At 65.2% G+C, this 25,031-nt stretch carries 16 protein-coding genes and 1 tRNA gene; 3 read left to right on the top strand and 14 right to left on the bottom strand.

Features of this window, described 5'->3' with window-relative positions; genetic code table 11:
• Window positions 1–5 precede the first annotated feature (5 nt).
• From DNK89_RS24180 to DNK89_RS06660, 7 genes are all read right to left on the bottom strand, one after another.
• On the bottom strand, window positions 6–191 hold the full coding sequence (locus tag DNK89_RS24180) for a hypothetical protein (RefSeq protein ID WP_153064247.1): 186 nt from the start codon (window positions 189–191) through the stop codon (window positions 6–8).
• On the bottom strand, window positions 188–2,008 hold the full coding sequence (locus tag DNK89_RS06685; RefSeq protein WP_110959449.1) for a BcsE family c-di-GMP-binding protein: 1,821 nt from the start codon (window positions 2,006–2,008) through the stop codon (window positions 188–190). The genes DNK89_RS24180 and DNK89_RS06685 overlap by 4 nt, the downstream gene beginning before the upstream one ends.
• A gap of 1 nt (window position 2,009) precedes the next feature.
• Window positions 2,010–5,927 carry a cellulose synthase subunit BcsC-related outer membrane protein gene (locus tag DNK89_RS06680; RefSeq protein WP_110959448.1) on the bottom strand — a complete coding sequence of 1,306 codons (3,918 nt, stop codon included), beginning with the start codon at window positions 5,925–5,927 and terminating at the stop codon, window positions 2,010–2,012.
• Window positions 5,924–7,078, bottom strand: a complete 1,155-nt coding sequence (bcsZ, locus tag DNK89_RS06675) for a cellulose synthase complex periplasmic endoglucanase BcsZ (protein ID WP_110959447.1) — start codon at window positions 7,076–7,078, stop codon at window positions 5,924–5,926. Before bcsZ ends, DNK89_RS06680 begins: the two co-directional genes overlap by 4 nt.
• On the bottom strand, window positions 7,071–9,449 hold the full coding sequence (gene bcsB, locus DNK89_RS06670) for a cellulose biosynthesis cyclic di-GMP-binding regulatory protein BcsB (protein WP_238990713.1): 2,379 nt from the start codon (window positions 9,447–9,449) through the stop codon (window positions 7,071–7,073). Before bcsB ends, bcsZ begins: the two co-directional genes overlap by 8 nt.
• A 495-nt stretch (window positions 9,450–9,944) precedes the next feature.
• Window positions 9,945–10,020, bottom strand: a tRNA-Lys gene (locus tag DNK89_RS06665).
• Between the two features lie 83 nt (window positions 10,021–10,103).
• Complete coding sequence (locus DNK89_RS06660) at window positions 10,104–10,988, bottom strand: NAD(P)-dependent oxidoreductase (RefSeq protein WP_110959829.1); 885 nt, start codon at window positions 10,986–10,988, stop codon at window positions 10,104–10,106.
• Between the two features lie 210 nt (window positions 10,989–11,198).
• Between DNK89_RS06660 and DNK89_RS06655 the strand changes: the two genes are divergently transcribed.
• Complete coding sequence (locus tag DNK89_RS06655; RefSeq protein WP_110959446.1) at window positions 11,199–12,080, top strand: alpha/beta hydrolase; 882 nt, start codon at window positions 11,199–11,201, stop codon at window positions 12,078–12,080.
• A 46-nt stretch (window positions 12,081–12,126) separates the two neighbouring features.
• Here the strand turns inward: DNK89_RS06655 and DNK89_RS06650 are convergent, their stop codons facing one another.
• Window positions 12,127–13,104: a GMP reductase gene (locus tag DNK89_RS06650; RefSeq protein ID WP_015013119.1), complete on the bottom strand. Its 978-nt coding sequence runs from the start codon at window positions 13,102–13,104 to the stop codon at window positions 12,127–12,129.
• Window positions 13,105–13,308: 204 nt separating this feature from the next.
• Window positions 13,309–14,034, bottom strand: a complete 726-nt coding sequence (locus DNK89_RS06645) for a hypothetical protein (protein WP_110959445.1) — start codon at window positions 14,032–14,034, stop codon at window positions 13,309–13,311.
• Between the two features lie 43 nt (window positions 14,035–14,077).
• Here DNK89_RS06645 and DNK89_RS06640 point away from each other — a divergent pair, with 43 nt between their 5' ends.
• Complete coding sequence (locus DNK89_RS06640; protein ID WP_110959828.1) at window positions 14,078–16,552, top strand: UvrD-helicase domain-containing protein; 2,475 nt, start codon at window positions 14,078–14,080, stop codon at window positions 16,550–16,552.
• 166 nt (window positions 16,553–16,718) lie between these two features.
• Here DNK89_RS06640 and DNK89_RS06635 read toward each other — a convergent pair whose 3' ends face one another.
• The 5 genes from DNK89_RS06635 to DNK89_RS06615 all read right to left on the bottom strand — a co-directional run bounded on the left by DNK89_RS06635 (window position 16,719) and on the right by DNK89_RS06615 (window position 22,116).
• On the bottom strand, window positions 16,719–18,671 hold the full coding sequence (locus DNK89_RS06635) for a PhoX family phosphatase (RefSeq protein WP_110959444.1): 1,953 nt from the start codon (window positions 18,669–18,671) through the stop codon (window positions 16,719–16,721).
• A gap of 260 nt (window positions 18,672–18,931) precedes the next feature.
• Complete coding sequence (locus DNK89_RS06630; RefSeq protein WP_110959443.1) at window positions 18,932–19,723, bottom strand: FecR domain-containing protein; 792 nt, start codon at window positions 19,721–19,723, stop codon at window positions 18,932–18,934.
• Entirely contained in the window at window positions 19,671–20,525 is an 855-nt protein-coding gene (locus DNK89_RS06625) for a BPSS1780 family membrane protein (protein WP_110959442.1), read from the bottom strand. The genes DNK89_RS06630 and DNK89_RS06625 overlap by 53 nt, the downstream gene beginning before the upstream one ends.
• A 167-nt stretch (window positions 20,526–20,692) precedes the next feature.
• Window positions 20,693–21,646, bottom strand: a complete 954-nt coding sequence (locus DNK89_RS06620; RefSeq protein WP_110959441.1) for a homoserine kinase — start codon at window positions 21,644–21,646, stop codon at window positions 20,693–20,695.
• Between the two features lie 107 nt (window positions 21,647–21,753).
• Window positions 21,754–22,116, bottom strand: coding sequence for a hypothetical protein (locus DNK89_RS06615; protein WP_110959440.1), 363 nt, complete (start codon window positions 22,114–22,116; stop codon window positions 21,754–21,756).
• Between the two features lie 64 nt (window positions 22,117–22,180).
• Between DNK89_RS06615 and polA the strand changes: the two genes are divergently transcribed.
• Window positions 22,181–24,979, top strand: coding sequence for a DNA polymerase I (gene polA / locus DNK89_RS06610; RefSeq protein WP_110959439.1), 2,799 nt, complete (start codon window positions 22,181–22,183; stop codon window positions 24,977–24,979).
• Window positions 24,980–25,031 lie beyond the last annotated feature (52 nt).

Here is a 25,031-nt window from a genome sequence, read left to right as displayed (position 1 = left end):
TTTGTTCATGGGGTCTTGTTCACCCCGTCTTGCGGAGGAACAGGGGATTCTTTGGGCAGAAGGCCAGGGCGGTAGGGCTGCACACAGCGCAGCGGCTGGCGTGCTTGCAGCACTTGGCGCAGCAGCCTGGCACAGGGCCAGGCCAGCAAGGCGCCCAGCAGCACGTAAACGAGCATCCACGCATTGCTCATGCTGAAGCCCTCCCGAGTGCACGTGGCACGGCGCGCCGTCCGATGGGGTGCGGTCGCACTTGCGGGCTCGCCGCAACTCGCGGCTGGGCGCTGGGTTGCGGGTCTTCCATAGGGTTGTGCTGGGGCAATGCCGGCGTTGCCTTCGGCGCCTGCGCCTTGGGTGTAGCGGAACTGTTCACAAGGACGGCCGCCGGTGGAGCGCTTGCGTCGGCCAACAGGGCGCTGTAGTCAGGCACCCCTTTGCGCAGGGTCTCCTGCAATTGGTCGGTCATGGCGCGTATGCCGGACTCGGAGCAGTCTGTGGCCTGTGAGGTGAACAACTGGGTCAGTGGCAGCGCAAACACACGCTGCAGGGCCAGCTCCACATCGGGCTCCCGGCAGGCAAAAAGGAACACGTAGATTGCTTCGTGGTCGGCAGTGAACAGATCTCCATCGCGGGAGGTGTGGCAGGCACGCAAGGCGTCGATGTGCGGCATCTGGTCCAGCATGTTCAGCCGCACCATGCTGTGCGACAGACCGATGCCATGGGTGCGGTCCAGCATCCCCCGTACCAGCGTACAAAACCGTGCCGGGGCCTGGTAACCCCGCTCGCGCGGCGGCATGAAGCTGTCGAGCGCCTGCGCGTAGTCGGGGTGTACTTTGCGGGTGTGGCTCTGGGCATTCATGTCCTGCAGCAGTTGCAGCAGGCGCGAGAACCCCACCTCTTTGTAGACCACCACGCTGGCGCCCAGTTGGAGCAGGGCCTGTTCGCTGTGGGTGCGCAACTTGCCCAGGTTCTCGCGCACCACGATCTTGAGCGTGGGGGGGCGCGTGAGACGCAAGTGGTGTACCAGGCGTGCGCGGGACTCGAAATCGCTCGCAGAGCCCGCATCGATCAGCACCGTGGATGCCACGCAGGTGGCGGCAGCCACTTCGATGTCCTCCAGCCCGTCGAAGATACGCCAGTGGCCGGGGATACCGCGCTGCCCCTCCACCGATGCCCGAGTGGCCAGCACACTCCATTGGTCGGCCGCAGTGACCAGTTCGGGTGTGGCACCCTGGGTGCGCGTGCCATCGGCAGCCAGCCGGTGGGTGCTCGCGTCCTGCACCAGGCCAAAACCGGTCTGAAAGAGCGCCCCGGTGTCCGAACTCCAGCGGTCCAGGCTCAGGCGCCAGCGGTCTGCGTCGGCATGCAACGTGGCAATGTGCATGGACATCTGACACAGGTTGCGTAGCGTTGGTAAAAGGGCGGTGGCATCCAGTGGTGGGGTGAATCCGAGCACCACAGGGCGAGGCCGTTGGCGGCACAGTGTGCTGAGCTGGTCACTGACCCGGGCGAGTTGCGCCATGTTGAGCCCAGACAGCAGGTTTTGTGCGTCGTACAGATAGAGCGCGTGCTGTGGTGGCAGGCCGGTGCGTTCAAGCTCCTGAAGCAACGCACTGAGGCCATTGCGCTGGACTTGCGCGTGCAATCCCGGTGAAAGTGTCCACAGCCTCAGCCGACCCGTCTGGTAGGCGGCTTGTACTGCCGGGCGCTCCAGCAATTCATCCAACCACTGCGTGCCGGATGCGACCAGCCCCAAAGGGCCTGCTGCCAGGGCGTCTTCAATGAGTGCTGGGAACCATGCCGTAGCGCTGCGGCTGTCGGCGGCAATGAGGGATACGGGCACATGGGCTGGCAGTTGGCCGATGCCGTCAGGCAGCCCTGCAATGCCGATGTTGGTCGGTCGCAGCGCGTTGCCGGCTACACCCTTGGAAGGCCAAAGGCGTGGGGCGAGCGAACGCAGCACACCGCTGGCGGGTGGGCTCTTGCGTGGGGATGAAGCGGCAGAGGACATGTCAGAAGCTGGAATAGGTCTGCACCGGACGGGGGCGGTTGTCCAGCGGAGCGTTCCCGGGCTCAAAGCGGTAGCGGCCGTACACCATGAAATTGGTGGGCGCGTAGTAGGCCGAACGATCCAGCTCCAACTGTGCACCCAGTGCGAGGTGGGGGGTGACCTGGTACTCCAGTGCGCCCCTGAATGAGCGACCGAAACCCGAGCCCGAACTGCCCGCATACACCGGAACGCCACCATCGGCCGCCAGCCGGGCACGCGCCAGGGACTGCAGGAGTGCGCTCTGCGGAAAATAGTCGCTGTCGCCACTGCTACTGCGCGAGACGGACACAGACCCGCGCGCGAGCCACGTGAGTGCGCCACGGCGTCCGCTCCACTCCAGTGGCAGGGCGACTGACACGTAGTTGCGCGGGCTGTAGTAGCCCCCGTGCCCGAAGCTGTACTCGGACAGGTCTTTGCCATAGCGCCAGGCCGACACGGCAACCCCGAGGTTGACCACCCCGTCCGCGTGACGCCATACGTCGCGGTCCAGGGCCCATCGCAGTTGCATGCGGGTGTTGGTCGCTACGTTCTTGCCGGTGAGCGCGGCCAGGCTCAGGCTCAGCGAAGTGCTGTAGGGCCCCATGTCGGTAGAGACGCGGCCTGCAGCGCCCGTGGCCACCACGCCGCCCCATACCTGCCCTGTGATGGGGTCGCGCGCCCCTGCGTATGACAGCAGGCTGCCGGTGATGGGGCGCCGATACGCTTCGAGCTTGTAGCTGTAGCGGCCGATATCGCCAGTCTTGGACAGGCCTCCTACGACATTTGTCACCGGAAAACCCACCCCGGTGGTTCCGATATCCCACTGGATGTCGTCGCCAACGTAGCCGAAACCCAGGTTGGTGCCCTGGCCGCGTTGGCGTCGCTCGGTGGCAAAGGGCGACCCGGGCGGTAGCGCCGCCACCTGCCCGTAGGTGAGCAGGTCCGGACCGTCAGCGGGAAGATCGCCCGCATCCAGCTGCACCCGATCCACATGCAGGAAGTAGTGCCCGTCATAGCCACGCGGCATCCACGCCACTACCGGTCGCTCCCAGCCGTGCAGGCTGGAGATGCCGTCGGTGGAGCGCTTGCTCAGTGCCTGATGTCCCGCTTCGATCCGCGGCTGACGCCGTGCCTCGATGGCGTCGATCTCGCCCTGAATCTTGGCAACCACGGCCGGGTCGGCGGGGAGGGACAGTGTGTAACTCTGCTGGAGAGCCAATGGGCGGTCGGAATCAACCGGCACCGGGGTCTGGCTGTCTGGGGCCGTTGCAGTCGGAGGGGTGTCCTTTCCGCGCGTCTCCAGCATGAGCGCACTGCGGAAGAACACCATGGCCTGCACGTAGTTGCGGTTGGCCCGCTCCAGGCGCGCTGCATGCAGCAGCACGTCACTGTCTTGCGGAAAACGGTCCAGTAAACGGGTCGCCAATGCCCGCGCTTCGTCCATGCGGCCAATGCGTTGCCAGATGCGCAGCAGTGCCAGTTGCTGTCCCACATCGCTCGGAGGTATACGGTCCTTCAGCCAGTCGGCCTCATTGGCCGCAGCCCGCCGGTCTCCGGTGTCGTGCAGTCGTGACAGGGTGTCCGCCAGCGCCATGCGAACAGACAGATCATCCGGTTGTGCGGATGCCAGAGGCTTGAGCAACTGGGCGGCATCGGCATATTCGGCCGCAGCCATGAACAACCGGGCCTGGGCCAGGCTGCGTTGGCGTGGTGTGGAGAGTGTGTCCAGCAGCGGTGTCGCCTGGCGTGCCAGGCGCGAGGCTTCGTTGGTACGTCCGGCCTGCCGCTGCTTCTCGACAAGCCGCTCCTGGTGCGCTGCATACAGCGCTACCAGCCGGTCTTCCTGCTCCGCGCTCCAGCCCTTGGCTTGCAGCATACGAGGCAATTGCTCGGCCAGGCCGGCATCGTCCTCCGCCCGGTTGAGCAGCTGTGCGTAGTCCAGCTGCGTGTCTGGCGCCAGCGTGGGAACACGCGCTGCCAGGCGATGAAAGACTGCCACGCCCCGCGCCGGCTGCGCACGGCGAAACCAGGCATTGGCAACGCTGTAGAGCAGGTCTGCCTCATTGCCTGCTGTCCGTTCCGCTTGCTGTAGCAATGCCTCGACTTCAGCTGCCGGCAGGGGCTTCAGGGCCTGCGTGACGAGCGACTTGACCTGGGAGCGCCGCATCAGCGCGCGCATGGCGTCTGTCTGATCGGTGGAGGGTATCTGCTGCATGTCTGCAAGGGCAGCGGTGTCATCGTCCAAGGCCGAACGTATCAGGGCGCGGGCATACAACATCTCGGCACTGACAGTGCCGGACGGAATACGTGCCACGCCCTCATCCATGGCGTGCAGTGCTTCCTGGGGGCGGCCCAGGCGCAAGTAAACACGTGCGAGGCGGTGCCGTAACCACGCATCGTCAGGGGTCAGTACCACGGCCGACTCCAGCGCACGCAGTGCGGGGCCCAGGCGCTGGGCCTGCAGGTCGTCCTCTGCCTGGGCCACCAGCACATCCGCCTGGGCACTGGCGAGTTTTTCGGCGAGTGTGGTGTCACGTGCAGCGGCCTCTGCCAGCAGGGACTGCGCTTTGGTCACCCGCCCGGTGCGGGCATAGAGACTTGCCAGGCCTTTGATGGCGGAAGTGCTGTTGGGCTCCTGTTGGAGGGCCTGTTGGTAGAAATTCTCTGCCAGCGCATGGTCACCCTGCAGGTCACGAATGCTCGCCAGGGTGGTCAATGCGTCAGCACTTTGGGGCTGCATCTGCAGTGCGCGTTCGGCCAAGCTGGCAGCGGTGACGAGTTCGTTCTGCTCGACAGCTCGGTCGGCCTGTCGCAGCAGTCCCCAGAATCTGGCGGTGGTCTGCAAGTCCTTCCAGCGGCCCTGGCGTGTGAGCGCATAGGCTTGGCTGAAGAGGTCCTGCGCCTGGGCGTGCTGGCCCTGGCGCAGGCGGATCAACCCCAAGTTCCCCAGGCTCTCTCCGTCCTGTGGGCGTAAAGCCAGCGTCGCCTGGATCTGCTCTTCCGCCAACTCCATATCGCCCTGGTCCAGTGCCGTGCGCGCTGCCTGCCGGGCGATGTTGGCCGGGTCGCGGGCCGCCCGCTCTGCGCGTTCGACCGCCTGTTGCATGGCGGCCAGTCGTTCCACCATGGCGCTGTCAGCCGGGTAGCGCTGCAGAAAGGCGCGCACGCGGGGCAGGTTGGCGGGTGTGTTGGCCAGCCGGTCCAGGGCGCGGCGCCAAAGGTCTTGCAGTTGCTGGGCATTGGTATCGGGCTGCTTTGCCAGGGCCTCGATCTCCTGCACCACGGCCGTTGGGTTGCTACCCTGGTACATGCGCAGCTCCAGCTGTGCCAGCCGGTAGCGGGACTCCCCGGTCTGCTGGTACAGCTTGGCCAGCTGGCGCTGGGATTCGGTGCTCTGCCTGGCGGTGGAGCCCATGATTTGGTGGTACTCCAACGCCAGTCCGCCGAGCGTGGGCGGGCCTTGCGGGAAAAGCTCGCGCGCCAGGTCGGCGGCCTCGGCCTTGCGGCCTGCGCGTGCCATCAGGCGCATCTGGGCGAGTTTTTCGCGGTCGGGGCCATACACGCGCACCAGGGTTTCCAGTTCCTGGGTCAGCACATGGTTGGGGTGGCGGGCACGCAAGGTGGCCAGAGCGCGCTGGGCCTCGTCGGTTTTCTTTTCGCGCAGAGCCAGGTCGCCCAGCGTTGCCAGCCCCTCAGGAGAGTTCGGGTCCATGGCCAGCAGTTTGTCCACCAGCTGGCGGGCCATGTCCGGCCGGTTCTTGCTGGCCCACAGGCGGGCGCCGCTGAGCAGCTCCGCTTCGATAGCGGGTGGGGTGCTGGCATGCACGCCGTGCTGCCCAGGCAGGCAGGCGGCGGCAAGCAGGGTCAGTGAGGGTAGCCAGCGGCGCGTACGGCGTTTCACGGTTTCCACCGCACAGTGAGTTGGCCGTTGGCGGTGAAGCGATAGTGCCCCTCCATCGCGCCGAGCCCAAACAGGCCGAGGACCTGCTCGTAGTAGGCTGTGGGACGCAAGGGGCGGGCCTCCAGGCGCATGCGCTGCGATTGCAGGGCTCGATCATCCCCCACCGCCCGCAAAAACGGCAGGACTGCCGCCGAGAACCCGGACGGAGCGGGCCCCGAAGCCTGCGCCGTCAGGATATCGATGGACTCCGGCGGGTATCCCTGCTCGCGCACAAAGCGGGCCATGGGCTGTAGGGTCTCCAGCAGGGCCTTGCGCCCAGGGGCGTTGGCGTGCAGTGTGCCCGCCCACAGATAGACGCGGATGGCGTTGTAGCTGCCCTGGCCTTTTTCCTTGCCCTTTTCGTCCACCAGAAAGCCCTGCTTGGCGTCGTACACGGTCCAGTCCGGCGTGAAGCCCTTGGGCGACGCGCCCTGGATGACCTTGAGCGAACTGTCCACCAGTTGCTTCCATTCGGGTTGCGGGTCCACTTCTGCCAGCCAGTGCATCAGGTACATGGGCATGTAGCTGGGGTTCAGGCGCCAGCGCCCGTTCCCCTGCGTAAAGCCTTGGGGGGCTGGCAGAAGGGTCAGTCCCAGGCCGGGCAGTTGCGCGGTTTCTTCACGCAGGATGCGGGCTGCCAGCAAGGCCGAGAGTGCCCGGTAGCTGCGCACATTCCACAGGCGGCCAGCTTCGCCCAGTGCGTAGGCAATCCAGAGGTCGGCATCAGAAGCGGCGTTGCTGTCGATGACCCCCCAGGAGCCATCGGGACGTTTGCCCCACAGCCAGGCCGGGAGGCGGGCGGTCATATCGCCTTCGCACAGGTTGTTTTCCGTCCAGCGCAGCAGCTTGTCGAAGGCGGTGCGGTCGTTGGCCACCAGGGCAAAAAACAAGGCATAAGCCTGTCCCTCGGAGTAGGTCTGTCCTCCCCCCGCATCGTCCGAGATGACGCGGCCGCCTTCGTTGATGAACTGGGCCTTGAAGGCCTCCCAGGCGGGCCATCCGGGGCGTTCTGCTGCGGATTGGGGTTGCGCGGGAAGGCTTGGCAGCCAGGACAGCAGCGCGGCACCGCCGCCAGCCTGCAGGGCCGTGCGCCGACGGAGGGAATCAGTCATGCTGGGAGGCCAGTCGGCGGCGCGCCATGGTGCGCAAGGCGCCATAAACGATGAAGGTCAGCAGAAGGCCGGTCGCGATGCCCGCCAGCGCCAGCAGCAGGGGGTGGCTGTGCAGATGGAACCACAGGCGCTGCCACCACGGCAGGTCGCCCACGTAGTACACCGGCTTGATGCGGAAGCTTTCGATGGCGTCGCCGCGCAGCAGGCCCAGATCGCCGCGCAGGCTCTTGATCTTGCCCGCGTCGTTCAGGCTCTGGCTCAGCAGTCCCATGGCTTCCTTGTCCGTGGCAGTGAGGGCCACCACACTGCGCCCGCTGTGCAAAGGCGATTCAAAGCCGGTGACGGCGGCCAGCGGCCCTGTGCCTTGCAACACGGCTTGCCCGCCGGACGCGGAGAGGCGGTGTTCGGACTCCAGGTTGAACAGTTCAATGAATGATCCCAGGGCCCGCTCCAGGGGCTGGACGGACCGTGCCCCGGCGGCCAGCAGCGCTGGCAGATGGTTCTTCCATTGCTCCAGCAAACCATCGGCGTCAGCCTGCGACACGATCAGGATGTCTGTGTCGCCAGCCTTGTTGGCATCTGCGGCGCGCAGCAGCTGAAAGCGGGTACCGGGATAGCCGGTCGATGCACTCATGCGGCCCACGGAGGTCAGGAAGACCTCGATGTCTGCGGTGCTGGGCTGGTTGGGAAGGATGATGGAGGTCTGGGCCAGGTCCGGCACCCGGGTGAACGGGAAACCGCTGTTGGCATAGGCCGCCAGATTGGGCATGGCCAGGTAGTGGCGAAAACCCGTGAGGTCGATGGTGGACTGTGGATCGATGGCCGCAAACAGTTCGGTCGGTGGCGCGGACTTGCAGCGGCCCAGGTCGTTGGGCGGGATCTGGAACGCGAACTGCAGCTGGTTGTCGCCACCGATCATGAAAGCCGGAATCTTCAGGTCCGAACGGTTCTGGGCGTTCCCGTCGTCGAACAAGGGCAGCATCACCGTGTTCTTGCCGCTGGTGCGGTCGTCTCGCGACTGCAGCGGATAGGACTGGATGAACTGGTTGTTGATGGAGATGTTCAGGCTGCCATGGTCCGAGACGCTGCTGGGGGTGTAGCGGTAGGCGAGGTCCAGCGGCACGCCCTTGGCGTTCCAGGTGAACAGGTCTGGGGCCATGCGGGTGTAGATGTTCACCGTGTCATTGAGCACCGTGCCGCGCAGTTGAAGATCCGAAGGACTGCCCACCAGCTCGGCCAGCTTCACGGGCCGCTGGGTGGTGATCCAGCGGGGGGCGTCATAGGGCTTGGTCAGTGCGGGATAGTCCAGCGACTTCACGGCAATGGTCTGCCCGGACAAAACCGCTTTCCCCAGGGCCAGGGCGTCGGCCGCCATCTGCAGCTGGGCGTCGTCCTTGCCCAGCACCAGCAGCAATTTGGCACCTGGCACTTCGGGGTGGTTGACTACCGAAATCGTGGGTTCGGTCACGGGTGCCATGTCCTGCAGGAAGGCGGGACGTTGGCTGTTGGTTGCCAGCACCACGGCGTGCGAGCGGGGGAGCTGGTTTTCCAGCACCGGGAACTGGTTGCCTCGGTAGCCTGCGAGCATACCGATCCAGCTGGCGATGGAGCCAGACGCCTTGAGCGTGCCGGTGCTGGGTTGGTTGCCGAACACAAACGGCAGCTTGACGGGGCGGTTGTCCCGGGGGTCGAAGAACGGTGCCGGCAGCAGCGCGAGGTCGTTGCGCAGAGGGATCTGCCGCAGCGAAAGCTCCAGTTGGCTGTCGTTGCTGATGGTGGCCCACAGGCTGGAATGGGTGGGCGTTTCACATTCCATCGTGTAGTGGCCGATGAACTGAAAGCGGAACCGGTTGTAGTCCGTGAAATAGCGGGGGTCGATGTTCAACTCGACCGTCTGTGGTGTGCCCAGACGCTCCTTGTCCAGCACCACTGTCTGCAAGGTTTCGTCGTTGAGCATCAGCTTGAGATGCGACAGCGAAGGAATCAGCGCGGGTGACAGCGTGAAGGTCAGGCGCAGCTTGGCAGCTTCGACGATTTCGTCGCGCCGTACACCCACCCCCACGCTGGCTTCGCTCTCCACGCCGCGCAAGGCGATGGGGCGCCCCACGCCCAGCTCCTTGAGGCTGACCTTCCACTGCCGCGCAGGCAACGCCGCGTTGGGGGCAGCCGGGCTTGCCCCGCTCGTGTTGTCAGTAGCCTGCGCTGCGCGGTCTGCCTCGCGTTCCTGGCGGGCCATCGCCTTCTCCTTGGTCGCGGCGTTGCGGGCCTTGCTGGTCTGGGCCTTGGCTTCAGGGGTGGGGGCGGAGATCAGCCCGGCAGTAATCAGCGCAATAAAGAGGGGGAGTGCGCGGGTAACGGAGGTGGATTTCACAGTGTTCTTTTTGCTGGCTCGTACTTGGTAAAGGGGACGCGTTGGACCCATGCTGGGGCGGTGTCACTTGTATGACAAAGTGTATCGAGGAGGCAGTGCATGGCGGCTTCGCAAGACAGTTGTTTGCAATTGCGGGGCCAATAGCGTTGCTGCTTCACAGCAGCAAATACGCGAAGAAGGGTTGCCTGGATTCATGGTTCGAAAAAACGGTGCGCGACTGCTGCACTGTTCGGGGCCCGTGACATGGTGTTGTATGTCCATGGCCAGCGAACAGCAAGAAGCTCACGCGGTGGTTCTTGCAAAGACACATCCGTTGCCGCCCGTGGAGGGCGGACACCGGGGCCGTAGGCCCCAGGCGGCCAGACGATGATGCTGCCGGCGGATGACTCCTGACCCTGGAGGGCCGGGCTGCCGCCGGCGGGGAAGCAATCGGTCTGAAAACAAAAAAGCCTGCTACTTATGGGTAGCAGGCTTTTTGTGCCTTGCGGCTTGATTTGGTGGGTCCTGAGTGACTCGAACACTCGACCTACGGATTAAGAGTCCGCTGCTCTACCAACTGAGCTAAGAACCCAAATCTTTAAAATTTGTCTGCATCGCTGCAGAGCCTCGAATTATGCACTAGTTTTTGCGACCTTTGCAACTCGTGCCCAAAAATTATTGCATCGCATTGCGGCTGGCCAGTTCCACAAAGAGGCCGCTGTGGTCCAGCTCGCCCAGGCCGTGGTCCACGCCCTCGGCATACAGCGCCTCAAATAGGGCCGTGATGGGGGCATCGAAGCCGGTCTCTCGGGCAGTGGCCAACGCATTGCGCATGTCCTTCAACTGAACGGCCATGCGGCCCCTGGGGGCAAAGTCGCGTTCCACCATGCGCTGGCCATGCAGCTGCAGGATGCGGCTGTCGGCAAAACCACCGCTGATGGCTTCGCGGACCTTGGCCATGTCGGCGCCTCCCTTGGCGGCAAACAGCAGGGCTTCGGCCACGGCGCCGATGGTGATGCCCACAATCATCTGGTTGGCCAGCTTGGCCAGCTGACCCGCACCGTGCGGCCCAACATGGGTGGAGCGGCCCAGGCAGGCGAATACGGGCTGGGCGCGCGCAAAGTCCTCGGGGCGGCCCCCGGCCATGATGGCCAAGGTGCCGGCCTCGGCGCCGACGGTGCCTCCGGATACCGGTGCGTCCAGATGGGCCACGCCCAGCTCGCCCAGGCGGGCCGCATGGTCGCGCGCCTCGCTGGGCTGGATGGAGGCCATGTCGATGAAAAGAGCGCCCGGGCGCATGGCCTGGGCTGTGCCTTGCTCAAACAGGACCTTGCCAACGACCGGGCCGTTTTCGAGCAAGCTGATGGCCACGTCGGCGTCCTTGACGGCATCGGCAGGGCTGCTGTGCACGGTGACACCCCATTGCGTCAGCGGTTCTGCCTTGGCGCCGGTGCGGTTCCATGCATGTACCTGGTGGCCTGCTTCGCTGAGGCGTCGGGCCATGGGCAACCCCATCATGCCAATGCCAAGAACGGCGATACGAAGCGGAGTGGTAGTCATGGCGTTGTTCTTCTTGGGAAAGGAGTTCAAGAGCGTCTCTGTTGCCATCATGTGCCTTTTTGGCGCTGCAGCCTGTCACGGAGCTTGCAGCGCACAGCGATTGGCCAGATGATTCTGCAGCGCCAGCGCCGTTCCTGCGTCTGCCGAGCCTGTGGGCCGGGCCGCGGGATGGCACCGAAGGCCGCCCACACAAACCGGAGACTCTTGCCCATGACCTTGCCCCTGTACGACCCTGCCTGGCTGGAGCGCATGTACAACAACCGCGCCCTGGTCCCCGACCACATGGACTACTTTGAGCGCTGGGCCCGGGACTCCGCCCAGGTGCGCGCCAACATTCCCTGTGCGCTTGATGTCGCGTATGGAACCGGTGTGGGTGAGAACCTGGACGTGTTCCCCTCCGCCCGCACCACCGGTGGACCGGTGCCGGTGCTGGTGTTCATTCACGGAGGCTACTGGCGGTCGCTCGACAAATCCGACCACTCGTTCATCGCGCCGCCCTTCACCCAGGCCGGGTTTTGTGTGGTGGTGGTGAACTACGCGCTGTGCCCGGGCACCCCCGATGCGCCGGTGAACATTCCCCACATTGCGCGGCAGATGGAAAAGGCGCTGGGCTGGGTGTGGCGCCAGATCGCCGCCCATGGTGGCGACCCTCGGCGGATCACCGTGGCGGGGCACTCGGCGGGCGGGCAACTGGCGGCCCTGCTGCTCACCAGCGTGTGGCCCCTGATCGGCAAGGGCTTGCCCGATGGCCTGGTGCGCAATGCGCTGTCGATCTCGGGGGTGCACGACCTGGAGCCCATCATGCACACGCCCATGTACCAGTCGGTGTTGCACCTGACTGAGCAGCAGGTGCTGCAGTGCAGCCCCGCACGTTTGCTGGAGCCGCCCACGGGCACGTTGTATTGCGCCGTGGGGGGCGATGAAAGCCCCGAATTCCTGCGCCAGAACCAGCTCATGCAGGACGCCTGGGGCAGCCATTTTGTGCCCCGCAGTGTGGCCTTGCCGGGGTTGAACCACTTCAGCATCGTCGATGCCCTGGCCAAACCGGGGCATGACCTGCACCACATGGCGCAGAACCTGCTGCGGGCCTGAGAAAAGGTTCTCACAACCGGGCGTCGGATCGCGCCCTGTGGGTGGGTTACATCAGCAGGTGCTCGCCTGCGTTGTCGCCGCCCAGGATCACGTAGTTGACCTTGCGCACATCCATCAGCTTGGTGCCACCCGCATAGCTGATGGAGCTTTGCACGTCCTGTTCCATCTCGATGAGTGTTTCGGCCAGTTTGCCCTTGATGGGCTCCAGGATGCGCTTGCCTTCGACGTGCTTGTATTCGCCCTTGTTGAAATCGCTGGCCGAGCCGTAGTACTCCTTGAACAGCGCGCCGTCCACTTCCACCGTTTTGCCCGGTGATTCCTCATGGCCGGCAAACAGCGAGCCAATCATCACCATGCTGGCGCCAAAGCGGATGCTCTTGGCAATGTCGCCATGGCTGCGGATGCCGCCGTCGGCAATGATGGGCTTGGTGGCCACGCGGGCACACCACTTCAGCGCGCTCAGCTGCCAGCCGCCCGTGCCAAAACCTGTCTTGAGCTTGGTGATGCACACCTTGCCCGGGCCCACGCCGACCTTGGTGGCGTCGGCGCCCCAGTTTTCCAGGTCGATGATGGCTTCGGGTGTGGCCACATTGCCGGCAATCACAAACGACTGCGGCAGGTGTTTTTTCAGGTAGCCGATCATGTTCTTCACGCTGTCGGCATGGCCGTGGGCGATGTCGATGGTGATGTACTCGGGCGTGATGCCCTGTGCCACCAGCTGGTCCACCGTGGCGTAGTCGGGTTGCTTCACGCCCAGCGAGATCGACGCATAGCAGCCCTTGGCATGCATGTCTTTGACGAACTGGACGTTGTCCAGGTCAAAGCGGTGCATGACGTAGAAATAGCCGTTCTGTGCCATCCAGGTGCAGATGGTTTCGTCCACCACGGTCTTCATGTTGGCCGGCACCACCGGCAGGCGGAAGCGGCGGCCGCCCAGCTCCACGCTGGCGTCGCATTCCGAGCGGCTTTCCACGCGGCACTTGCGGGGCAGCAGCAGGATGTTGTCGTAGTCGAAGATTTCCATGAGATTCCAAGCTCCATAAAGGGACGCCGCCAAACTATTTCGACGGCGGTGGGCGCTTGGCTGTCAGACCGGCTTTGCGGGAGTGAACGTGACAGTCACTCCGAACCCTGCTGAGCGCAGGCACAAAAAACCGGGCGTCAAGAAACTTGGGCCCGGTGATTGATTCTACCCGCCTGACAAATGGCCGTCATAACGGCCCCGGTATTACCTGCATACGGATTGCGCAGCCGCCACGATCTGGCCCGACGCATCCTGTACCCAGCCGACCAGGTGCAGCCGTTCGGCCCGCGCGCCTTCGGGAATGCGCATGGACCGGGTCTCCATCCAGGCCCACGGTTTGCCTGGGGTGCGAGCTTGCCGCTGGGCGGGGAGCCACTCGCCCTCGAACGCGTTGCGCACGACATGGCGGGGCACCACCGTGCCGTCCGTGCCGGCGGCGATGGCTTCCACCAGCAGCAGGTGAAAGGCAAAGGGGGCTGCGGCCACCTTGCGCTGTGGCTTCGCAGCGGAAGGCGCGAAGTTGATGCCCACACCCACATAGTCGTTGAACGCCACCCCGTGGGCCACGCGCAGCCGCCCATGTGCGTCCGCATCGACCGGGCTGACGTGTACGTCGGTGAGGGAGGGGGGCTTGCGCCCCAGGGCTTGCAGGCGGGACAGGGCGTCGGTGGTGGCCGCCGCCGACAAGGGGGCATCGTCGCCCGCCGCGCTTGGCGCGATCCAGTCCAGCACCACGGCGCCTGCCTTGGCCGATGGCGCCGGGGTGGCTGCATCACCCCAGCAGGCCTCGCAGTCGGCACTGATGAAGCGCTCGAAGAGCGCCACGGGCTTGGGCGCGCCGTCGCTGCTGCAATGGGTCTGGGCCAGCGCCTGCGGGGCATGCGCCAGTGCCAGCGACAGGCTGGCCAAGGTGAGGGCAATGTTTTTCATGGTGCGGGGCAGCGTGGGGCGGGGTGCTTTCTACAATGGCCGGATGTTCCCACAAGACCCGTTTTCGGGTGCGCCAGACGCCCTGGTGCCCCCACACTCCGGTGCGCCGTCGGCCGCATCCCCCCTTCTCGCCCATCTGAACGACGAGCAACTGGCTGCGGTGACCTTGCCCGCCGGCCATGCGCTCATCCTGGCGGGGGCCGGGTCGGGCAAGACCCGTGTGCTGACCACCCGCATCGCTTGGCTGCTGCAAAACGGCTATGCCACGCCCGGCGGCATTCTGGCCGTCACGTTTACCAACAAGGCCGCCAAGGAGATGGTGGCTCGCCTGTCTGCCATGTTGCCGGTGAACGTGCGTGGCATGTGGATTGGCACCTTCCACGGCCTGTGCAACCGGCTGCTGCGCGCGCATCACAAGGCAGCGGGGCTGCCGCAGTCGTTCCAGATCCTGGATACGCAAGACCAGCTCTCGGCCATCAAGCGCCTGTGCAAGCAGCACAACGTGGACGAGGAGCGCTTTCCTCCCAAGCAGCTGTCGTACTTCATCGCCAGCTGCAAGGAAGAGGGCATGCGTCCCGGCGACGTGCCCACGCACGACAGCGACGCCCGCAAGAAGGTCGAGGTCTACCAGCTGTACGAAGAGCAATGCCAGCGCGAAGGCGTGGTGGACTTCGGCGAGCTGATGCTGCGGTCTTACGAGCTGCTGCGCGACAACGACCCGATCCGCGAGCACTACCAGCGCCGGTTCCAGCACATACTGGTCGATGAGTTCCAGGACACCAACAAGCTGCAGTACGCCTGGCTCAAGCAACTGGCGGGCAACGACGTGGGCGGGCGCTATGAAGCGCGCGGTAGCGTGATAGCCGTGGGCGACGACGACCAGAGCATCTACGCCTTCCGTGGCGCCCGCGTGGGCAACATGACCGACTTTGTGCGCGAGTTTGATGTGCAACGCCAGATCAAGCTGGAGCAGAACTACCGCAGCTACAGCAACATCCTCGACTCGGCCAACCACCTCATCAGCCACAACAGCCGCCGCCTGGGCAAGAACCTGCGCACCACGCAGGGCGCGGGCGAGCCGGTGCGGGTGTACGAGGCCAGCTCTGACCTGGCCGAGGCGCAATGGATGGTCGATGAAATCAAGCAGCTGGTGCGCAACGACGGCTTTGAGCGCAAGGAGATTGCCGTGCTCTACCGCAGCAACGCGCAAAGCCGGGTCATCGAATCGGCCCTGTTCAATGCCAGCGTGCCCTACCGCGTGTACGGCGGTCTGCGCTTTTTTGAGCGTGCCGAAATCAAGCACGCGCTGGCGTATTTGCGCCTCTTGGAGAACCCGCACGACGACACCAGCTTCACGCGTGTCGTCAACTTCCCGCCGCGTGGCATTGGCGCGCGCAGCATCGAGGTGCTGCAAGATGCCGCCCGCGCCGCAGGCTGCTCGCTGCACGACGCGGTGAGCGCTGTGCCCGGCAAGGCGGGCGCCAACCTGGGCGCGTTTGTCGCCATGGTCGATGTGCTGCGCGAGCAGACGCAGGGCCTGAACCTGCGCGGCATCATCGAGCAGATGCTCGAATCCACGGGGCTGGTCGAGCATTTCCGCACCGAAAAGGAAGGCGCCGACCGCATCGAGAACCTGGAAGAACTGGTCAACGCCGCCGAGAGCTTTGTCACGCAAGAGGGCTTTGGCCGCGACGCGGTGGCGCTGCCGCTGGATGAGCACGGCACGCCGCTGACCCAAAGCGTGCAAAGCCCTGTGAGCCAAGGGCTGGACCCCAACGCGCCGTTGCTCGACGAGCCTTTGAAACCCGCCGTGCCCGGCATCGTGGACGCCGACACCGGCGAAACCCTCTCGCCCCTGGCCGCCTTCCTGACCCACGCCGCGCTGGAGGCGGGCGACAACCAGGCCCAGGCTGGGCAAGACGCGGTGCAGCTCATGACCGTGCACGCCAGCAAGGGGCTGGAGTTTGACTGCGTGTTCATCGGCGGCATGGAAGAGGGCCTGTTCCCCCACGAGAACTCGGCCAGCGACCGCGACGGCCTGGAGGAGGAGCGCCGCCTGATGTACGTGGCCATTACCCGCGCCCGCAAGCGGCTGTACCTCAGCCACTCGCAGACGCGCATGCTGCACGGGCAGACGCGCTACAACATCAAGAGCCGGTTTTTTGACGAGCTGCCCGAAGCGGCCCTCAAGTGGATCACGCCCAAGCAGCAGGGCTTTGGCTCGTATGCGCCCAGTTTTGCTACTAATTCAGGAGCTGGTGGCGCATATGGATCTAGCGCTAGAGGCCAATTTGGCTTCAAGTCTGAGACATTTGCCAGCCCCCCAGTGCCTGCGCAGAAGGCTGCGCCATCGCACGGCCTGCGCGTGGGCATTGCCGTGTTTCACACCAAGTTTGGCGAGGGCAAGGTGCTGGCCATTGAAGGCACCGGCGACGACGCGCGTGCGCAGGTCAACTTTCCGCGCCACGGCACCAAGTGGCTGGCGCTGTCGGTGGCCAAGCTGACGGTGGTCGAGTAGCAGGTTTTGAGCAAAATCGCCTGGCAGCGCTAGTACCTTATGCCTGGATAGCTATCGTATATATAGCAATTCAGAGCCGCCAATGACAACGGGGCCCTCGGGCCCCGTTGGTTTTTGAAGCGGGCCGCAACGGGTGCAGCCCTGTTGGCCCTCAGCTCAGGCTGGTTCAGGCCTGGTTCAGGCTGGGCTGCTTGGCCGCCGCCGTCAGGTAGCCCACGGCCGCGCCGTTCTTGTTTTTGTAGTTGGCCTTGATCATCGGGTCCAACGTGTCCTTGACCACGCTGTGGATGCTGCCCCAGTCACCGGGGTGCTGGAAGTTGCTCATGATGTATGTCCAGCCATTGATCTCGTCCACGGCGTGCAGGCCGGTGGACTCGCCGCCTGCTGGGATCGACATCACGCGCGACAGCTGCTTGGTGTCCACGTTGTAGGCCCACAGGAAGTTGTTGACGTGCTGGCTGCTGTCCTCGCCGATGAACAGCGTGCGCATCTTTTCGGAGAACTTGAGGTTGTCCGGGTTGGCGATGTTGTTGGGGTTGGCGGTGTTGCCCAGGGCGTCGGCGGTGATGTCTTCACCGGCCAGCAGCACCTTAGTGTCCACGGGCATCCATTCGCTGTTGATGTTGCCGCCAGCGGTGTCTTTCTGACCGCCACGCAGGTTCAGGGCGAAAACGCCACCAGCCACCAGTTGCTTGGGTACCGAGATGCCGTTGCCCGGCACGTTGGCGGCGTTGCCTGCCACCATGGACGACTGGATGTTCTGCAGTGCAGAGTAGGCAATCTTGTCCTTGGCGTTGACCGTGGTGCCTTCCATCTTGGTGAAGCCCAGGCTGGCGCCCAGGTAGGCGGCGTAGCGGTGGGTTTCCAGGAAGGCGGCGGCCTTTTCCATGCCGGGGTTCAGCTTGATCCACTCGGTCTTGCCGTTGGCCACGATCTTGGTGTAGCTGGCGTCGGCCGGGTCGGTGGTCTTCACGGTCATGATGTCCGTGGGCTTGAGCGTGTTGGCCAGGTTCTCGATCTCGGCGCTGGTGGCCGAGCCCATCTTGATCCAGGTGAGGGGCGCTGCCGTGCCGACCTTGGGGTCGATGGAGAAGCCGCTGCCCACCTTGGCCACGTACAGCGTGCCGGACGACAGGTCTTTTTCCTTGTCGGCCACGAACACGAAGTAGCCGCTATTGGTGGCGTCGTCGCCCATCAGCGCCGTGCGGTTGTCAGGCATCACCTGCACCAGCTCGTGCGAGATGCGGCCCATGCAGAAATGCTTCTTGATGCTGGCGGTGCCGTCGGGGTTCACCGTCACTTCGGGCATGTGGCCGTAGTGGTAGGGGTTGGCCTTGGTTTCGTCGCCATACAGGTTCTTGCTGTAGGCCTTGAACATGGCGTTGCTGGCAATGCTGAACGCATCGGGCTCGTACTCTTCGCTCGACAGGTGGGTGCCCCAGGGCGACAGGCTGGCGCCGCAGGTGATCCACAGGCCGTGCACCTTGGAGGTGTCCACGTTGTGGTACTTCACCAGGCTCAGCTTGCCGGCGGTCTGGTCCTGGTCCAACGTCAGCACGGCGATGGGCGAGGGCAGCTTGCCGTACATGTCGGTCTTGCCGTCTTGCGCCCAGGTGGTGTATTCAAACTGCACCACGGCAAACACGGCCTTGCCCTTGAGGCCGGTCACGGTGGGGTTGGCCACGGTCAGCAGCGAGGTGCCGTCGGGCGAGTCCGAGAAGTACTGGCGCTCCTTGCCAGCCACCGTAGCGTCGATGATGGGCTTGTTGTTGATGTCGTAGTAGCCACCCGACAGGATGGTGCCACCCTTGCCGTCGGACACCATGTCGCCCGTCACGAAGAACGGCTGGTAAGCCAGCTGGTACGAGCGCACCGAGTCGTCGCTGAGCTTGATGTTGAGCGTGGAGCCCACGGTGGTGGTGGCCATGGCAGCGGCGTTGGCCAGGGTGGGGGCTGCCATCGACGTGAAGCTGGCCGACACAAAGCTGGGCGAGGCGGAGTCGCTGCCACCGCAGGCGGTCAGCAGGGCGGCCGAGGCGCTGGCGCTGAGTGGCAGCATGGGAACGCCGGCCAGCAGTTGCAGGGCCTTGCGGCGGGTGGGCATCGTCGGTTGGGTCATTTTCGGGGTGTTTCCAAGTGGGTATGCGAACGGGCATGCCACGCCCTGATCCGACCAGGAGCCTTGTTGGAAAGGCGTGTGGAACGGGTGGCATGGAGTCCAGCCCGCGATCCTAGGAACGCCCCGTGACAGTGGTTTGACGTTTGTGTGACGGTTTGACGCAGTGCTCGGCGCACTGCGTAACGGCACCCCCAGGCACGCCGCGCAGCCATTGCGGCGAGCGCTGCGGCTCAGCGCGGCAAAGTACCGCTGAGCAGCGTTCAGTCCCGGGAGCCGGGCGGGCCGTAGGAGTTGCCAGTTCCGTAGTTGTTGGCCGGTGCGGCCGCGCCACCGCTGCCATCCTTGATGCCCTTGCGGCCTGACACCTGCCACGCGGTGCGCTGGTTGACCAGCCCCGCCAAGAACTCCATCTCTTCGTCCGTGTGATTGATGGCACCGGCCGGAGTCAGCAGCCGGCCATTGCGGGGTGCGGGCTCGGCCCAGAACGACTGGTGGTAGATGGACTGGCTCACCAGGCGCTCGCCGCCTGCCGTCAGCTCCACCGTGCCATAACAGTTGCAAAGGTAGCCGCGCTGGTCCTGGTCGGCAAACACCTCGGCGTACACGCCGGTGCCGCGGATGCCTGCGGTAGCCGTGGGCAGCGCAATCTGCCGGTCGGGGCCGCGCCCCCATACCGTCGCCACTGCACCGCTGAGCAGGCGCAGCAGCTTGACGGCGGTGGGTGTGTCGCTCTCCATCGCCATGCGCGAGTTCTGCCGCACCATGAAGGCGCTGTCGCCCACCGAGAACACCAGGCTGGCGCCCGGCCCGGTCTCGATGCGGTCGTTGGCGGTGATGGTGTGCTGCGCCGTCAGGGGCTCGCCATTGCGCAGCACCTCGCCGCGCACTTCCACGATATTGCTGCGCGCCTGCGCATGGGCGGCAGCCCAGCCACCGCCTGCCACCCACAGCGCGGCGGCCTGCACCACGCTGCGGCGCTGGAACCAGACCAGCTCGTCGTCAGAGCGGCCCTGCAGGTGGTGCGTCAGGGGGGCTGGGGGGCGGGGTGTCATGGGGCGCCTCTTCTTGCTGGGGGGTGTAGGGGGGCTCGAAGCAGTCGCGGAAGGTGAAGACCACCGAGGTGAAGAACATGGCCGCCATCATCATGGCAGCGCCCACCATGATGCCACCGGCCATCGATCCCGCAAGCCCCGCCACGGCCAGCAGGGCCGACACGATGCTGACCACCAGCCCGCTCAGCAGAAACACACCCAGCCAGCCCAGCCCGTAGACCAGGAACGCACTAAAGTTGCGCACGCAGGCCACGATGGAGAAGAACAGCGCCTTGACCGGCGGCACGCCATGCCAGTGCACGAGGCCCGGTGCATGCCAGAACAGCAGCGACAGGGGCAGGTACAGCAGCATCGACAGCCACATGGCGCGCTGGAAGTCCGGGTTCTCGGCAATCTCCCGGGTCATGGGCGCGCCACCCAGGTAAACCTGCGCAAACTGGCCGCCGTCCAGCAGGGCCGACAGGCCCATGATGCCGAGAAAAGCCACCGCATACAGCACACCCAGTGTGAGCATGTCGCGCAGCCGCTCGCGCCCGGTGCGAAAGGCCACCAGCAGCACCGTGGGCATCGGAAACCGCCCTTGCGATGCCTGTGCCGCGGCCACCATCATGGCCAGCGTGGCCGACGGCAGCAGTGCCAGCGCAATGGCCGGACCCACCAGCGGGATCATGGTGGCCAGCGACATGGCCGCCATGGTCATGAAGAACAGCGCAGCCAGCGCCATGGGCTGCCGCCAGAACGCCCGAACGCCGAGCTTGACCCAGGCCATGCCGGTGCGTGCGGGAACGATATGGAGTTTCATGAATACGTTGGAAAGGAGGAGAGGCCCGCACCGCCGACTGCGCCCCAACGCCCATGGGGCGCGCCGAGCGGCATCGGATGTCGAGGGGGCGAATAAGGTCGAATTTACCCCACTGCCCCAAACCAGTGGCGGGGTCAGGGGTTAGAGGCTGCCCGCCTGTGGTGGGATCAGCCCGCGCGTACGGGCAGGGCCAGGCGCCCGCGCAGCACGCGCTCGAAGTGCGTGGGGTCGTGGGGTTTGAGCATCGAGGCCTCGCGCGGCAGGTAGAAGTCCCACAGGCGCGAGATCCAGAACCGCAGCGCCCCTGCGCGCAACATGGCGGGCAGCAACTCGCGCTCGGCGGCTGTCAGCGGGCGCACGGCCTGGTACGCGTCGAGCATGCGCGTGGCGCGCTCGGCGTCGTGCGTGCCGGTGGACAGGTCGATGCACCAGTCGTTCAGGCACACGGCCAGGTCAAACAGCCAGGTGTCCACCCCTGCAAAGTAGAAGTCGAAGAAGCCTGTCAGCTCTTCACCCTCGAACATCACGTTGTCGCGGAACAGGTCGGCATGCACGGGCCCGCGCGGCAGGGCGGCATAGGCGGAGCTGGCGGCCACATGGTTCTGGTAGGCCAGCTCGGACCGCAGCAGTGCAGCCTGCGCAGCGTCAATGTGGGGCAGCACCACCGGCACCGTCTCGTTCCACCAGGGCAGCCCACGCAGGTTGGGCTGGTGGCGGTCAAAGTCGCGGCCCGCCAGGTGCATGCGGGCCAGCATGGTGCCCACGGCAGCGCAGTGCACGCCCTGTGGGGCCAGCTGGCTCTTGCCGCGCAGCTTGTTGACCACGGCGGCGGGCTTGCCGCACACGGTGTGCAGGATGTCGCCGTTCTTGTCGGCACGCGGGTCGGGCACGGGCACGCCGCCGTGCGCCAGATGCTTCATCAGGTACAGGTAGAACGGCAACTGCTCGGCCGTGAGGCGCTCGAACAGCGTCAGCACGAACTCGCCCTGGTCGCTGGTCAGAAAGTAGTTGGTGTTCTCGATGCCGCCCTCAATGCCGCGCAGCTCCACCAGCTCGCCCAGTTGCAAACGGCGCAGCAACTCGCGCGCCTCGGGATTGGAGACTTCGGTAAAAACGGCCATCGCTCAGGGGGTCGAAGAAATGAGAAAGAGGAAGGGGCGGGACAACGGGCGGCAAGCAGGGGCTCAACCGGTGGCAGCGCAGTGCCTGCGCGCCACCCAGCAGCCCCTCAGAACTTGAACACGTTCCAGACGCGGGGCGCCGTGGTGGTCTCGGCGCCATTGTTGCCGCCAGAGCGGCTGCGTGCGCCGTCAGGCGACTGCACTTCGTAGGCGGGCAGGTTGCCGGTTTTGGGCTGCACCGAGATGTTCTGGGTTTGCCCGCCCACCCGCAGTTCATCCACACGGCTGCCTGCGTCTTCGATCTGGATGCGCTCCGTGCGCTGGTTGGTGCGGCCGGATAGGGGCTCGGGGTCGGGCAGCGCCTCGCGCTGGGCGCCCGCAGCGGCGGGTGCAGGGGATGGAGACGGGGTTTGGGCCAGGGCATTGCCGCAGGCCATGCCCAGCAGCAGGAGAAGGTGAACAGCGCGCATCGGGCGATTGTAGAGCGCCGCCCGGCAGGCATTGTCATGGGGCGTGGACGTGCACAATTGCCGGATGAGCAACAAAAAGACCCTGGTGCTGGTGGACGGCTCCAGCTACCTGTACCGCGCCTTCCACGCCATGCCCGACCTGCGGGCCGTGCCGGGCGACCCCGCCAGCCCTGCCACAGGCGCCATTCGCGGCATGATCAACATGATGCAGGCCCTGCGCAAAGAGGTGACTGCCGACTACGCCGTGTGCGTGTTCGACGCCAGCGGCCCAACCTTCCGCGACGCGCTGTACACCGAATACAAGGCCACGCGCTCACCCATGCCCGACGACCTGCGCAGCCAGATCGAGCCCATCCACGAGGTGGTGGACCTGCTGGGCTGGAAGGTGGTGGCTGTGCCCGGCGTGGAGGCCGACGACGTGATCGCCACTCTGGCCCACGTGGCAGCCGCGCAGGGCATGGAGGTCATCGTGTCCAGCGGCGACAAGGATTTGAGTCAACTGGTCAACGAGCACATCACCATCATCGACACCATGAGCGGCAAGCGCCGCGATGTGGCGGGCGTGACGGCCGAGTTTGGCGTGCCACCCGCGCTGATGGTGGACTACCAGGCCCTGGTGGGCGACACCGTGGACAACGTGCCCGGCGTGACCAAGGTGGGCCCCAAGACCGCCGCCAAGTGGCTGGAAGAATATGGCTCGCTCGACAACCTGATCGCCAACGCCGACGCCATCAAGGGCGTGGCAGGCAACAACCTGCGCGAGGCCATTGCCAGCGGCCAGCTGGCCTTGAGCCGCCAGCTCGTCACCATGAAGACCGACTGCGCGCTGGCCGACTACATCCCCGGCCTGCCCGCGTTTGACGACATCACGCTGGACGCACCGGACACCGCTGGCCTGCTGCCCTTTTACGAACAATACGGCTTCAAGGGCCTGGCCGCCGCCATCAAGGGTGCATCGGCTCCAGCGGCTACAGCCCCCACCGTCGCCATGCCCGGCCAAAGCGGTGACCTGTTTGCCGATCACTCCGCCAGCACCGTGGCCGAAGAAGCCCAGCACCGCACGGTGGTGTACGACACCATCCTCAACTGGGCCGACCTTGACCAGTGGCTGGAGCGCCTGCACAAAGCCCCGCTCACGGCCATCGACACCGAAACCGATTCGCTCGACGAAATGCGCGCGCAAATCGTCGGCATCTCTTTCAGCGTGCAGCCCGGCGAAGCCGCCTACATCCCCCTGCGGCATGAAGGCCCCGATGCGCCCGCGCAGTTGCCGCTGGATGAAGTGCTCGCCCGCCTCAAACCCTGGCTGGAAGACCCCAAACACCCCAAGCTGGGCCAGCACATCAAGTACGACCGCCATGTGTTTGCCAACCACGGCATTGAGGTGCAGGGCTACGCGCACGACACCATGCTGCAAAGCTACGTGCTCGAAGTGCACAAGCCCCACAACCTGACCAGCCTGGCCGAGCGCCACACCGGCCGCAAAGGCATCACCTACGAAGACCTGTGCGGCAAGGGCGCGCACCAGATTCCGTTTGCGCAAGTGCCGGTGGACAAGGCCGCTGCCTATTCGTGCGAAGACTCCGACCAGACCCTGGACGTGCACAACGCCCTGTGGCCCCTGCTGCAGGCGGATGACAAACTGCGCTTCATCTACGAGCTGGAGATCGCGAGCAGCGAGGCCCTGTACCGCATCGAACGCAACGGCGTGCTCATCGACGCGCCCACACTGGCCAACCAGAGCCACGAGCTGGGCCAGCGCATCTTGCAGCTTGAAACCGAGGCGTATGAGATCGCAGGCCAGCCCTTCAACCTGAGCAGCCCCAAGCAGCTGGGCGAAATCTTCTTCGACAAGCTGGGCATGCCCGTGGTCAAGAAAACCGCCACCGGCGCGCGCAGCACCGACGAAGAGGTGCTCGAAAAACTGGCCGAAGACTACCCCCTGCCCGCCAAGCTGCTGGAGCACCGCAGCCTCGTCAAGCTCAAAGGCACCTACACCGACAAGCTCGCCCAGCTGGCCCTGCCACGCACCGGCCGTGTGCACACGCACTACGCGCAGGCCGTGGCCGTCACAGGCCGCTTGTCCAGCAACGACCCCAACCTGCAGAACATCCCCATCCGCACGCCCGAAGGCCGCCGCGTGCGCGAGGCTTTCGTAGCCCCCGCAGGCCGGGTGATTGCGAGTGCCGACTATTCGCAGATCGAGCTGCGCATCATGGCCCACCTGAGTGGCGACCACTCGCTGCTGCACGCCTTCCACGCCGGGCTGGACGTGCACCGCGCCACCGCTGCCGAAGTTTTTGGGGTGGAGGTCGATCAGGTCACCAGCGAGCAACGCCGCTACGCCAAGGTCATCAACTTTGGCCTTATCTACGGCATGAGCAGCTTTGGCCTGGCCAAGAATTTAGGCATTGAGACCAAAGCTGCGGCCGCCTACATCGACAAATACTTCCAGCGCTACCCCGGCGTGAAGCAGTACATGGACGACACCAAGGCCGCCGCCAAATCCATGGGCTACGTCGAAACCGTGTTTGGCCGCCGCCTGTACCTGCCGGAAATCAACTCCCCCAACGGCCCCCGCCGCGCCGGGGCCGAGCGCGCTGCCATCAACGCCCCTATGCAAGGTACGGCGGCCGATCTGATCAAGCTGGCCATGGTGGCGGTTCAGAAGGAGCTGGACGCCCACAAGCCGGACATCCAAATGATCATGCAGGTGCACGACGAACTGGTGTTCGAGCTGCCTGAGGGCGAGGTGGACTGGCTCAAGACCCACATCCCGCGCCTGATGGCGGACGTGGCGGCGCTGAAGGTGCCGCTACTGGCGGAGGTGGGAGTGGGGGCTAATTGGGATAAGGCGCATTGAGCCCACCCCTGCTCAAGCTCTGCAAGTTAATTTAATGAGAGTGAGACCTGAT

Origin of the sequence: Acidovorax sp. ST3 (assembly GCF_003231145.1) — a bacterium.
Classification (GTDB): Bacteria; Pseudomonadota; Gammaproteobacteria; order Burkholderiales; family Burkholderiaceae_C; genus Acidovorax.
Note: the sequence above shows the minus strand (reverse complement) of the source record. Positions and strands in the feature narration are given on the sequence as shown.